General features: G+C 61.5%; 11 protein-coding genes and 1 tRNA gene. 7 read left to right on the top strand and 5 right to left on the bottom strand.

The window, feature by feature from the left end:
- The first annotated feature begins 36 nt into the window (after positions 1–36).
- Entirely contained in the window at positions 37–852 is an 816-nt protein-coding gene (yaaA, locus tag JFX23_RS00540; protein ID WP_198774939.1) for a peroxide stress protein YaaA, read from the top strand.
- Between the two features lie 253 nt (positions 853–1,105).
- Here the strand turns inward: yaaA and JFX23_RS00545 are convergent, their stop codons facing one another.
- Positions 1,106–1,846: a zinc ribbon domain-containing protein gene (locus tag JFX23_RS00545; protein WP_198774940.1), complete on the bottom strand. Its 741-nt coding sequence runs from the start codon at positions 1,844–1,846 to the stop codon at positions 1,106–1,108.
- A complete protein-coding gene (locus JFX23_RS00550) occupies positions 1,843–2,691 on the bottom strand; it encodes a Nif3-like dinuclear metal center hexameric protein (RefSeq protein ID WP_198774945.1) in 849 nt (282 codons plus the stop codon). Before JFX23_RS00550 ends, JFX23_RS00545 begins: the two co-directional genes overlap by 4 nt.
- A gap of 108 nt (positions 2,692–2,799) precedes the next feature.
- Between JFX23_RS00550 and lipB the strand changes: the two genes are divergently transcribed.
- The 5 genes from lipB (at position 2,800) to JFX23_RS00575 (ending at position 8,081) form a co-directional block, all read left to right on the top strand.
- On the top strand, positions 2,800–3,471 hold the full coding sequence (gene lipB / locus JFX23_RS00555; protein WP_416153012.1) for a lipoyl(octanoyl) transferase LipB: 672 nt from the start codon (positions 2,800–2,802) through the stop codon (positions 3,469–3,471).
- On the top strand, positions 3,468–4,526 hold the full coding sequence (gene lipA, locus JFX23_RS00560) for a lipoyl synthase (RefSeq protein ID WP_198774952.1): 1,059 nt from the start codon (positions 3,468–3,470) through the stop codon (positions 4,524–4,526). The genes lipB and lipA overlap by 4 nt, the downstream gene beginning before the upstream one ends.
- A gap of 1 nt (position 4,527) precedes the next feature.
- Complete coding sequence (locus JFX23_RS00565; protein ID WP_332874653.1) at positions 4,528–6,009, top strand: class I adenylate-forming enzyme family protein; 1,482 nt, start codon at positions 4,528–4,530, stop codon at positions 6,007–6,009.
- 79 nt (positions 6,010–6,088) lie between these two features.
- Complete coding sequence (locus JFX23_RS00570; protein ID WP_198774954.1) at positions 6,089–7,420, top strand: NAD(P)/FAD-dependent oxidoreductase; 1,332 nt, start codon at positions 6,089–6,091, stop codon at positions 7,418–7,420.
- 328 nt (positions 7,421–7,748) lie between these two features.
- On the top strand, positions 7,749–8,081 hold the full coding sequence (locus tag JFX23_RS00575) for a NifB/NifX family molybdenum-iron cluster-binding protein (protein ID WP_198774956.1): 333 nt from the start codon (positions 7,749–7,751) through the stop codon (positions 8,079–8,081).
- A gap of 281 nt (positions 8,082–8,362) precedes the next feature.
- Here JFX23_RS00575 and JFX23_RS00580 read toward each other — a convergent pair.
- Positions 8,363–8,439: transfer RNA gene (locus JFX23_RS00580), tRNA-Val, on the bottom strand.
- 83 nt (positions 8,440–8,522) lie between these two features.
- Positions 8,523–8,921, bottom strand: a complete 399-nt coding sequence (locus JFX23_RS00585) for a DUF3052 domain-containing protein (RefSeq protein WP_198775286.1) — start codon at positions 8,919–8,921, stop codon at positions 8,523–8,525.
- Between the two features lie 339 nt (positions 8,922–9,260).
- Between JFX23_RS00585 and aceE the strand changes: the two genes are divergently transcribed.
- Positions 9,261–12,008, top strand: a complete 2,748-nt coding sequence (gene aceE, locus JFX23_RS00590; protein ID WP_198774958.1) for a pyruvate dehydrogenase (acetyl-transferring), homodimeric type — start codon at positions 9,261–9,263, stop codon at positions 12,006–12,008.
- A gap of 185 nt (positions 12,009–12,193) precedes the next feature.
- Here aceE and JFX23_RS00595 read toward each other — a convergent pair whose 3' ends face one another.
- A complete protein-coding gene (locus JFX23_RS00595; protein WP_198774959.1) occupies positions 12,194–12,829 on the bottom strand; it encodes a thymidine kinase in 636 nt (211 codons plus the stop codon).
- Positions 12,830–13,118 lie beyond the last annotated feature (289 nt).

The following is a 13,118-nucleotide window of genomic DNA, read 5'->3' on the forward strand; positions in this document are numbered from 1 at the left end:
CGCGGACCATCATAGCCGAGCCGCTAGCATGCCGATATGTTCATCTGGCTGCCGCCCTCCGAATCGAAAAGCACCCCCACCTCGGGTCCAACACTGAACCTCAAAACCTTGACGCACTCTTCACTTGAGCCCGAACGGACGAGGCTCATCAATGCGCTCGAAGCTTTGGGGGCCGATGAGCAGGCAGCGAAACTCTTGGGACTCGGCCCGACAAAGGCTCATGAGGCCCGCGCGAATCTTAAGCTTCGCAACTCCTTCTGTGCGCCGGCCCGTGAGCTCTTCACCGGGGTTCTTTTCAACGCGCTCGATCTTCCCTCCTTGAATGAGGAGGAGAGGGCATGCGCTGATCGGAGCATCCGCATCTTCTCCGGCCTTTTCGGAGTGCTCGGCCCCGAAGATCTTATCCCCGATCATCGCCTCGCCATCAGCTCGAAACTTCCCGGAGTACTCCCTCTGGCGAAGTACTGGCGCCCAGCCCTGGACGAAGCGCTACGCGCAGAGGCTGAGGGCGAATGCGTCGTCGATGCGCGCTCAGGCGGTTACGCCGCCGCCTGCAAAGCTCCCTGGGCGCATCTCATCTCGATTCGCGCAGCCCGCGAAAGGGAGGGCAAAAGACAGATCATCTCCCACGATGCCAAACGCTGGCGCGGACTTGCCTGTAGGGAACTCCTCATTCTCGGGGCGAATGCTTCCCCCGACGAGGTCGTTGAGGCCTTGTCCGCATTAGCGGGAACAATCTCGATCACGGATGCCAAGGGGCGGGTCCACCAGATCACCGATGTTGAAATCTTGGAGGCGAAGCCAAGTCGGCAAGGCGGTTCGACAAGGGCTCTGACTCTGGTGACGGATTGAAGAGTTTTCATCAGGGAGTGGCGCGGCTTCCTCAGGGATTGAGGACGCGTCATTGCGGATCGACGAGCTTCGTGCGCGAACAGATGTTGAACCGCGCTCATCCAGCATGGAGCACGGCTGGTCCTGTCGGGCTCGCCAAGGAGGACGCCCAGGGTGAAAAACGCCTGAGCGTGAGACGCCTCGACATGCACGCCTCACGCTCGGTCGCGATCTTCAATTCTCCGCCTCAGTCGTGGGCCTGGAGTGTTCATCCTCAGTCACGCGCCTGCTGGGTCCTGACGACAATCGCTCCGGTGTCTTCGGCCCAGTAAACCTCGTCAGCGGGAGTGGTCCGAATCGTCTCACGCTCCAAAGGAGAGATCTCTGCGGCCATTCCGATTCCCACACCATTGCGCACTTCCAAGACGGCGAGCGCACCGTTCGACGCCCGGACCCTCTCATACTCGTCCAGCAAATCCTTCGCAATAGAAGCGGCGAGTTCACGGCGCTTTGCAATCACCGCGCGGAGCTCATCATCAGCTTCGGCGACCTCCGCCATGAACTCGGCCTTCGTCTGCTCAATCGACGCCTTCATGCCCTCGATCTCACTGAGCATCGATTCGCGAGCCTTCTGAGCGTTCTCGCGCTGTTCCTCAACTGAGAGCTGGTCGTCTTCCAAACGGGAGAGGCGAGTCTGCATCTGAGCGATCTCATGCTCCATGGAGGAGATATCGCGCAAGGGGACCTCATTCGCCTCGATCCGTCCTCTCTGGCGATCGCGGCGAGCACTGACGAGTTCAATCTCGTGAGTGATGCGCTCAATCTCCCGGGAAAGATCGGAGATGACGGAGGTCTGCGTGATCTGCGAACGCTGCAGGTCGTCTATGCGTCCGGCGAGCTCACGGACTGTTCCGTGAGCCGGATGCGAGTCGCGCTGATGGCGCAGCACGGATTCGCGCTGGTCGAGGGCTTGCAGATCCAGCAGAGTCAGCTGATCGCTCGGTTTCGCCTTCACTTCAGTCCTCCTCGTGTTGGCCGGTGGCTGATCCACGGCTCCGTCGCAATCGTAGAGACTTTCACGTCCACAGACACATCCGCCAAACGGGCGGCGGCGTCAAGCTTCGATTTGAGCAGCGGCAGCCACGGCCATTCCGTTGCCCAATGGGAACCCGCGAGCAGAGCGGGCGCCCCGCCCTCGAGATGCTCCGAGGCAGGGTGGTGGCGAAGATCCGCCGTGAGGAAGGCGTGCGCACCCGCCCGGCGCGCGTCCTCGAGGAAGGAATCACCCGCCCCTCCCGACACTGCGACCCGAGTGATGATCCTGTCCAGATCCCCACCGAGCAGAAGACCCGTCGGCCCCGCAGGTAGGACGGATGCAATGCGATCAGCGAGGGCTTCAAGACTCATCGGCTCGACGCTACCGATTCTGCCGTGGCCGATTGGCCGCCCTTCCTCGTCAACACCCATGGGGACGAGGACCCTCATGTCTTTCAATCCGATGAGCCGACCAAGTGCTTCACCCACGCCCTCGGGGGATGCGTCCGCGTTCGTGTGGGCGTTGAAAAGTCCAATATTCGCGCGGATGAGGCGGGCGACGCTCTTTCCCTTTGGATCGGATTCCGGGATGAAACTGGTGCCGCGCAAGTAAAGGGGATGATGAGTGAGGAGCAGGTCTGCGCCCCAGTCGATCGCCTCACTGACCGTTGCCTCCACAGGATCCACGGCCAAGAGGATCCTCTCCACCTTCTGGCCCGGATCCCCCAGGATCAGTCCTACCCGATCCCACGACTCGGCACGTTCGGCCGGATACCACTCCTCCATGAGGCTCATCACGTCTTCGAGGCTCCATGTCTGTGTCATCACCCCAGGATACTCGGGGTAAGAGCGCTCAGAAGAGGTGAGTTCGGGCCCGTCTCTTCCCCGACCCGGTTACGAGTCGCTTCGTGCAACGGTTTATCATGTGAAGTCGTGCGAGTCATTGAGTGTTTAGGACTGGCAAAAGCGGACTACATGGACGTTGACCGCCTTCAGCGTGAACTCCATGAGCAGGCCATTGCCGGTGGAGGCGATGCGATTGTCGTGTCCGAAATGCAGCCGGTATGGACTGCGGGCCGCCACACCAAACCCGAACACATTCCTGACACCTCGATTCGGGTTATCCACGTCGACCGTGCGGGTTCAGCAACCTGGCATGGTCCCGGTCAGCTCGTGTGCTACCCGGTCGTGAAACTCAAAGAACCTGTCGATCTGTATGCGTGGATCCGGGCAGTCGAAGCCGGAGTGATCGGCACAATCCGCGAAGAATGGCAGCTCCCTGTCCACCGAGTCGAGGGGCGCGCCGGAGTGTGGCTCACCGAAGAGGGGCGGGCGGACCGCAAAATCTGCGCGATCGGTTTGAAAGTCGCGCGCGGAGCGACATTGCACGGCCTTGCCCTCAATGTCGACATTGATCCGGCCTCGGCTTTCAGCGGCATCATCCCCTGCGGCTTGAGTGATGCCGATGTCACGAGCCTGTCGTGGGAGGGGGTCCACACGGATGTGCGCACCGCAGCCCAGCTCCTCCTCCCCCACCTATTCGCCCACATCCGCCCCTTGCTCGCCAAACCCGATCAAGAACTCGAAGATTGGATCGTCCGATGAGTACCCTGCCCGATCCTGAAGGCCGCAAACTCTTGCGCGTCGAGGTGCGCAATGCTCGAACCCCGATCGAGAAGAAACCGGAGTGGATTCGAACGACGGCGATCGCGGGCCAGAACTACCAGGACATGCGCCAGCTTTCCCACCACAAGGGCCTTCACACGGTGTGCGCGGAGGCGGGTTGTCCGAATATTTACGAATGCTGGCAAGACCGCGAGGCGACTTTCCTCCTTGGTGGCGCCGTGTGCACGAGACGCTGCGATTTTTGCGATATCGCGACCGGGCGCCCCAGCGAATACGACCAAGACGAGCCGAGGCGCATCGCTGAATCCGTTGCGCAATTGGAACTGAGGTACGCGACGATCACGGGAGTCACCCGCGATGATCTGCCCGACGGCGCGGCCTGGCTCTACGCCGAAACCTGTCGCCGCATCCACGAGCTGAGCCCGTCGACGGGTGTCGAGCTCCTCGTCGATGATTTTCGGGGTCACAACGAGTCAATCGATATGGTGATCGAGGCGGCGCCCCAGGTTTTCGCCCACAACCTCGAAACGGTTCCCAGGATTTTCAAGAAGATTCGCCCCGCTTTCCGCTACGAGCGTTCCCTCGCCATGATCCAGAGGGCTCACGATGCGGGCATGGTGACGAAGTCGAATCTCATCCTCGGGATGGGCGAGACGCGAGAAGAGATCTCACAAGCCCTTCACGACTTGCACTCTTCGGGATGCGATCTCCTCACCGTCACCCAGTACCTGCGGCCCTCTGCCCTGCATCATCCGATTGACCGGTGGGTGCATCCCGAGGAGTTCCTGGAAATCGCAGCCGAGGCCGAGGAGATGGGCTTCGCAGGAGTGATGGCCGGGCCTCTTGTGCGTTCCTCGTATCGGGCGGGCTTGCTGTGGGCGAAGGGCATGAAGGCTCGCGGCTTCGAGATTCCTGCCCGCTTCGCGCATTTGGATGACTCGGCGTCAACTCTTCAGGAGGCGAGCACGGTGCTGGCGAAGCTTCGCGAACGCCGGGAGCGTCGCGCCGCTGTCAGCGAAGAGGTGAGCGCCTGAGGTGTCCACACCGGACTACTCGCCCGCCAGGGCGCTCATGAGGGCCGCGCGTCAGCGCCCTCATCGTGATTCGATCATCTGGCTTCCCGAGGGGCACAAGTGGAGTGTCTCCGATTCTGCTGAGGCGGTGAGGCGAACGGCCGCTTATCTGCGCGCTCTTGGGATCGGCGAGGGCGATCGGGTCGTTCTCGCTACGGCGAACACCCCCTGGTGCTATGTCCTGCATTGCGCGTGCTCCTGGTTGGGCGCGATCATTGTTCCCCTTTCAGAGCGTCTGCCCCTCCCTGTCCTCGAAGAGTTGCTCGCCTCTGTGAAGCCCCGTCTCCTCCTCCTTGACGAGGGTCTTGGCCTTTCCGGGATGCTCCTGAAGGACTTCGCCTCCGAAGCGCTGTCCGTCGAGCCGATCGAGGGCGAGCCTGCGCGAAGGAGCGATGAGATCGCGGCGATCGTTTTCACTTCTGGGAGTGCGGGGCGGACCCGAGGAGTCGAGCTCACGCATTCGCAGCTGTGGTGGGGCTCGATGTGCTTTCGAGACGGTTTCGAATACTGCCCGGGCCACGAGGTATTGGGAGTGTGCGCGCCGATCTCCCATATCGGGGGCTTCAACGGGACGACTATTGATGTCTTCACTCACGGCGGCACCCTGGTCGTGTTCCCCGCTTTCGACCCTCGTCAGGTTCTTCTCGCGATTGAGGAGCATCGGATCACGATGATGTTCCTCGTCCCGATCATGTGTCATCTCCTGCTCGATGAGAATGCCTATGTGCGCGCCGATCTGTCCTCTTGGGCGCGTCCCCTCATCGGGGGTGATCTGCTCTCTCCCGCGCTCGCCGCCCGGATGCGCGAAGTGGGGCTGCGCCCGATTCACGTGTGGGGAATGACGGAAACGAGCGGTGCCGGGCTCATGGCCTCCCCGGATTCAGGAGCCCCTGCGGGGGCTTTAGGAGCTCCCTTCCCCTATGTGGATGTCCGCCTCGTTGATGAGGACGGGGCTGAGACGCATCCCGGGACTGTTGGGGAGATCGAGGTACGGGGCCCGGGGGTCGCCTCGTCTTTCCTCAACGCCGGAGAAGAGGGGCCTGCCAGTGTCCGGGAGGGTTGGCTGCGCACCGGCGACCTCGCGACTCGCGATGAGGAGGGCTGGTTCATGATGCTGGGCCGCAAGTCGCGGATGATCAACACGGGTGGTGAGCTTGTCGCCCCTACGAGGATCGAGGAGCTTCTCCTTTCGCTTCCCGAAGTGGAGGGTGCCTGCGTCGTGGGAGTCGCCGATGCGAGATGGGGGCAACGAGTGGCGGCTCTCCTTGTTCCCCGCGCAGGTGTGCTGGCCCGTGACGCCCTCGAGATCGCCCGTTCGATCGATGAGCTTCTCGCCCCTTGGGAGCGCGTCCGCCAGGCCCTATGGGTCGAGGCAATCCCGCTGCTTCCCAATGGGAAGCCGAATGCTCCTGAGGCTCAAAGGATTTTGGAGGCTCTGGACTGAGGCCCATGAAGTTCCTCGTATTCCAGATCACCAAAGTAATTTGCTAACATTCTCCTTACTTAATTATTGAGGAGGATTCGTGCACCGCATCGTCATCATCGGATCCGGCTTCGCCGGACTCACCGCAGCGAAGTCTTTGAAAGGCGCCGACGCCGAGATCACACTGCTCGCAAGAACGAGCCACCACCTCTTCCAACCCCTCCTCTACCAGGTGGCCACCGGAATCCTCTCCGAAGGCGACATCGCACCGACGACCCGCGAGATCCTCAAACGCCAGAAGAACGTCAAGGTCCTCCAAGCGCTCGTCGAAGACATCGACACCGAAAACAGAATCGTCATCTGGCGCAATCACAACGACACCCACGAAACCCCCTACGACACCCTCATCGTCGCTGCAGGCGCAGGCCAGTCCTACTTCGGTAAGGACGACTATGCCGTTTTCGCACCCGGTTTGAAGACAATCGACGATGCCCTCGAATTGCGCGCACGCATCTTCAACTCCTTCGAAAAGGCCGAGATCGCCACCGATCCTCACGAGGTCGACAAGCTCCTCACCTTCGTCGTCATCGGAGCAGGACCGACAGGCGTGGAGATGGCCGGCCAGATCCGCGAACTCGCCTCCCACACTCTCAACAAGGAGTTCCGCAGCATCGATCCGAAGAAGGCCCGCATCCTCCTCGTCGACGGGGCTGAGCGCCCACTCCCCGTCTTCGGAGAGCACCTCGGCGATGTGACGCGCCGTGAACTCGAAAGCCTCGGCGTTGAGGTCATCACCGGAGCCCTCGTCACCGCCCTCGATCACGACTCCGTCGAGTTGAAGTTCCACGACGGAACGAGCAAGAGAATCGAATCCGAGTGCAAGGTCTGGGCCGCCGGCGTCCAGGCGAGTGAACTCGGCCAGGTCCTCGCGAAGCGGACCGGAGTCGAACTTGACCGCTGCGGACGAGTCCTCGTCGAACCCGATCTCAGCGTGCCCGGACACCCTGAGATCTTCGTCCTCGGAGACATGATGAGCGTCCCCGGCGTCCCCGGTGTTGCGCAGGGGGCAATCCAATCTGCACGCCATGCGGCTGCCACAATCATTGCGCGCTTGAAAGGGCGAAACGCTCCAACAGCGTTCTCCTACCGCGACAAGGGGTCCATGGCGACTATCTCCCGCTTCAAAGCGGTCGTTAAAATCGGAAGCTTCCACTTGAGCGGGGTCAGTGCCTGGCTCGCTTGGTGCTTCTTGCATCTGCTCTACATCGTCGGCTTCAAGTCCCAGCTCACGACCCTCGTGCACTGGTTCTTCAGCTTCACCACGAATCTGAGGCCCCAGCGCACAGTAACGAACCAGCAGCTCGTCGGCCGCCTCGCCCTCGAAAGGCTCGGGGCGGGTTCTTCGGGTCGTCTCGTCGCAGGCGAGGAATAGCTCCGGGCATCCTCTTTGCGTCACAGGGAGATTTGAGCCTCGAAGTGTGCACCGGGCGCGCACGAGGCTTGAAGCTTGCGAGCGTGGCGCCCAAGCAGTCTGAGCGCCACGCTCGGCTGTGCTGAAGATCCACGCAGCACTGAGCTCCTTGAGCTTCGAAGTCCTCGCGGAAATCCTGCGTTTTCACCCCTGGCTTCACCAGGTGTTTGCCCAGCTCTGCACACACATGAGCTGCCGAGGGGCGGGCCGGGGAGTAGCCTCTATAGAACAGGCCCCCGAGGCATTGTTCCTGATGCGAGGCAAAGTTCGAGATGATTGAGGAGAAAGCATGCGGATCGCATTGCCCGTGAACGGTGAGGATCTCGATCCCCGTTGGGGAAAAGCCCATAACGTCGTCGTGGCCGAAGTGAACGCAGGCGAAATCTCCTCCTGGGAGCTTTATGAAGTCGAATGGGATCGCCTCCACGATGAGGGGCCCCACGGAACGCATCACGCCAGGATCGTCCGCTTCCTCATCGCCAACAAGGTCGACACGGTCGTGATCGATCATGCCGGCCAATCGATGCTCAACACTATGGCCAAGATGGGCCTTCGGGTGCTGACAGGGCAGACGGGCTCGGCGCGTCAAGCTGCTCTTCGTGCGGCCGCCTCACAGTCCTGAGTCTGAGTCTGTGTCGAAGGCGGGGCATTTTCGAGTACTCACTCTTCACCTTCGAGCGCTTTCAAGTACCAGCCTCTTCGCCCTCGGGTGATCGTGCGAGCACACTCGGTGTCGCGGCCCGGCGAACAACGAGGTGCGCCCTGTGAAAATGCGGTACCTCGCACTCAAGGATCCGCCGTTCTTTGTGTGGATCGTCGAGTTGTGTCTTTCCAGCCCTGGTCTGTCCTGAGGCTCCTGTGTTCTTCTCATGCCTCGACGGTACTCGCAGGGCAGATCCCATATGGTGGGCCCGGCCGGGTTCGAACCGACGACTTCTGCGGTGTAAACGCAGCGCTCTGACCAACTGAGCTACAGGCCCTTAGCGGCAAGCGGCCAGTGTAGCGGCCACCGCCTCAGGGCGCATCTCGCCTCTTCAGCGGCGAGATGCGCTCCTTGTGAAAATCAGCGAGTACGCGGACGGGCGGTCAAGCGAATACCCGCCCAATCGGAACCAAGAGAAGCGGCCGAGGTCGAATGCAAGCCCGCGACCTTCGCAGCATCCTCAACATCGGCAACCGGAAGGAAGCCTGCGCGCCCCGGCTTGGGGATGAGGACCCAGATCAGTCCGCCATCGTCAAGATTCGACATTGCATCGACGAGGAGATCTGCAAGATCCTCTTCTTCGGCGTCCTCCGAACGCCACCAGACGATCGCGCCGTCAACGACGTCGCCGTAGTCTTCGTCAACGATCTTTTCGCCGGTTTCAGATTCGATCGAATCGCGAATCCCCTGGTCGGCGTCCTCGTCGACGTAGAACTCCTGAACGATTTGTCCCTGAGTGAATCCGAGGCTCACCGTCATGAGCAACCGCCCTTCGACGAGAGCGCTCGGTGCGCTGAAGATGTGAACACCCGGCCATCGTAGTCCACTAAGGTCCTTCTTCTCCATCTGCTTACAAAGGGCCTGTCCCACACGCTGACAAGCGGCCTTCCCCACACACCTCTTGAGCCCCCGCGTCTTCACCTCAACCCCAAGTGTGAGGAGCTCAATACTTCTCAGGGAAAGGCGCCCCAAATGAGTGATGAATCATGGGCCTTCAGTCCCGAATGCACTCGCCAAGCGTGCGCGCGCAGTGGAGAATGGACGTCGAGAGCACGCAGATGTGCACACCAGCCGACACGAGGAAGAAGAGGGTGTTTCGTGAGTTATTCAAACGGGAGCCATCCCGTCGTCAACGGACTGCTCAGCCAAGTCCCGGACAATGATCCGGAGGAAACCTCGGAATGGGTTGAGTCCCTCTCCGGGCTGATCAATGAGAAGGGCGGCCCTCGAGCCCGCTACATCCTTCTCCACATGCTCGACAAGGCGCGCCGCGAAGGCGTCTCCCTTCCTGCCGAGTACACCACCCCTTATGTCAACACCATCCCGGTTGAACAGGAACCCTACTTCCCCGGCGATGAAGCCATGGAGCGCCAATACCGCCGTTGGATCCGCTGGAACGCGGCCGTCCAAGTGACGCGCGCGCAGCGCCCCGGTGTGAAGGTCGGCGGACACATCTCCTCCTACGCCTCCGTCGCGACCCTCTACGAGGTCGGCCTCAACCACTTCTTCCGCGGCAAGGACCACCCCGGCGGTGGCGATCACGTGTTCTTCCAGGGGCACGCCTCCCCCGGTCCCTACGCCCGCGCATTCCTCGAAGGGCGCCTGAGCGAAGCAGAAATGGACGGCTTCCGCCAGCAGGCCTCGAGCGAGCATGGACTCCCCTCCTACCCGCACCCGCGTCAGCTCCCCAACTTCTGGGAATATCCGACCGTCTCCCTCGGTCTTGGCCCCGCTGAGGCGATCTACCAGGCGTGGTTCGACCGTTACCTGCACCTTCGCGGAATCAAAGACACCTCCCAGCAGCACACTTGGGCCTTCATCGGCGATGGCGAAATGGATGAGCCAGAATCTCGCGGCATGCTCCAGCTCGCCGCCCAGCAGGGCCTCGACAACCTCACCTTCGTCATCAACTGCAACCTGCAGCGCCTTGACGGTCCGGTCCGAGGCAACGGCAAGATCATTCAAGAACTCGAAGCCTTCTTCAAGGGCGCGGGCTGGAACGTCATCAAGGTCATTTGGGGACGCGGCTGGGATCAGCTCCTCGCATCCGATAAGGACGACGCCCTCGTCAATGTCATGAACGAGACCCTGGACGGCGACTACCAGACTTTCAAGGCGAACGACGGCGCCTACGTGCGCGAACACTTCTTCGGTCGCGACCCGCGCACAAAAGCGATGGTCCAGAACTGGACCGACGAACAGATCTGGGCCCTTCAGCGCGGCGGACACGATTACCGGAAGGTCTACGCCGCCTACAAGGCCGCCATGGAACACACGGGCCAGCCAACCGTGATCCTCGCGCACACCATCAAGGGCTACATCCTCGGATCGCATTTCGCGGGACGCAACGCGACCCACCAGATGAAGAAGCTGACGCTCGAGGACGCCAAGCAGCTGCGTGATCGCCTGCAGATCCCGATCTCGGACGCCGAACTTGAGCGCGATCCCTATATGCCGCCCTACTACAAGCCCGCAGATGACGACCCGGCTCTTCTGTATATGAAGGAACGGCGCGAAAAGCTCGGCGGTTGGGTCCCCGAGCGTCGAAACGAACGCAACCCGAAGCTGCCTCCCCTGCCGACCAGGCCATTCGAAGGCCTGTCGAAGGGATCAGGCTCGCTCGAGGTCGCCACGACCATGGCACTGGTGCGACTCCTCAAGGACCTCTTCAAGGACAAGCAGCTCGGTCGCTATTTCGTTCCGATCATCCCGGACGAGGCCCGCACCTTCGGCCTTGACGCGATCTTCCCCTCCGCGAAGATCTTCAACACTCACGGTCAGAACTACACGGCCGTTGATGCCGAGATGATGCTCTCCTATAAGGAGTCCGAGCAGGGCCAGGTCATGCACACGGGCATCACCGAGGCGGGTTCGGCCGCAGCCTTCCAGGTTGTCGGCACGGCCTACGCGACCCACGACCTGCCGATGGTCCCCGTCTACATCTTCTACTCGATGTTTGGCTTCCAGCGCACCGGCGACCAGTTCTGGGCGGCCGGGGACCAGCTCGCCCGTGGTTTCGTCATTGGTGCGACCGCCGGTCGGACGACTCTTGCGGGCGAGGGCCTGCAGCACATGGACGGCCACTCCCCGGTGCTCGCCTCCACGAACCGTGCTTTCGTCATCTACGATCCGGCCTACGCCTACGAGATCCGCTACATCATGGAGGACGGCCTTGCCCGCATGTACGTCGAGGACGATGGTCGCGACCCGAATGTCATGTACTACATCACCGTCTACAACGAGCCAATCCGTCAGCCCGCCGAACCTGAGAACGTGGATATCGAGGGCATCAAGCGCGGCATCCACCGCGTTAAGGAGCATTCGAATAATGGTGGCGCGAAGGTTCAGCTCCTCGCCTCAGGCGTGGGCGTTCCTTGGGCCTGCGATGCGAAGCGGATGCTCGCCGAGGACTGGGGTGTTGACGCGGCCGTGTGGTCGGTGACCTCCTGGAATGAACTGCGTCGAGACGGTCTTGAAGCGGATGAGCACAACTTCCTTCACCCGGAGGAGGCTCCGCGCACCGCGTATCTCACGGAGAAGCTCTCAGGTTGCGAAGGCCCCTTCATCGCGACCTCGGACTTCGACACCCTCACGCAGGATCTCATCCGTCAGTGGGTGCCCGGCGAATACCGGGTGCTCGGTGCCGACGGCTTCGGCATTTCCGACACCCGCCGCGCTGCGCGCCGCTTCTACCACATCGACGCCGAGTCCCTGGTGGTACGCACCTTGCAGACCCTCGCAGATCAGGGGCGGATCGATCGTTCTCTCGTCAAGCAGGCGATCGATCGTTACGAGCTGTTCAATTGCCAGATCGCGCCTGCAGGAGACCTTCCCAACGAAGACTGAGCGCACAGACGATTGAATGAGTGAGCTGGCCTCCCCCGTTTCGGGGAGGGCAGCTTCCTTGTGTTTCCGTCGCTCTGGCATTTTGCCGTTCTGGGACTTTCCCTCTCTCGGATTTTCACAATCTGGGATTCCGATCGTCTAAGAGCCAAGTCCTTCACGCGCTCAGACAGTGGTACACCCCGAAGTCAGTACGCCCCGCCGTGGCAGCGCTCGGCCTCGTAGGGAAGAAGCCCCCCGGCCTCGAAGTAACACGCAGGGCACAGCGCCTCATAGCCGACCTCGACGCCATCGATCGCCACTTGTTCCCCGGAGAACACGAAAGCCCCGTCAATGGTGCGCCCATTGAACATTGCCTTCTTCCCGCAGCGGCAGATCGTCTTGAGTTCCTCAAGGGAATGGGCGATTTCAAGGAGCCTGCGCGAACCGGGAAAGGAATGGGTGAGGAAATCCGTGCGGATCCCATAGGCGATCACCGGGATCGTGAGTTCAACGGCGATCCTCAACAAATCATCAACCTGTGCGGGGCTGAGGAACTGGGCTTCGTCAATGAGAAGACACGCGATTGGGTCTTCCCCTTGTGCCTCGGCCTCGGCGACGAGGGAGCCGAGGAGTTCACGAAGGTTCGTTTGGGCGTCGACGAGAAGATCAACGTTGCGAGACACTCCGAGCCTGGAGACCACCGCCGTATCCCCCTTCGTGTCGACGGCGGGCTTAGCAAGGAGGATCCTTTGTCCCCGTTCCTCATAGTTGTAGGCCGCCTGGAGGAGCGCCGTTGATTTACCGGAGTTCATCGCCCCGTAGCGGAAGTAAAGCTTCGCCATCCTGGTTCCTTTCGCGCCCCTTGATCCTAGCCTTTCACCCCTGCTCCACGGATCATCACGCTCACGAAAAAGACAGCGTATGTCCCCCTGCTCAGCTGTGCAGATTCGCCGAAACGCATGATCCACGCGCGCAGGTCCGCTGGGGGCCTTCGGGTCGCGCTCCATCTTCGTGAGGGGCATGATCCACGCGCGCGGATCCGCTGGAGTCATGGAAGCACGGGAGTATGCCTCTAGGCGCGCGGGCCCACTACCGGTGTTTCAAGCAGGAGGAAAAACCGGGGCACCGTGT

It is taken from the genome of Schaalia cardiffensis, from assembly GCF_016405145.1.
GTDB lineage: Bacteria > Actinomycetota > Actinomycetes > Actinomycetales > Actinomycetaceae > Pauljensenia > Pauljensenia cardiffensis.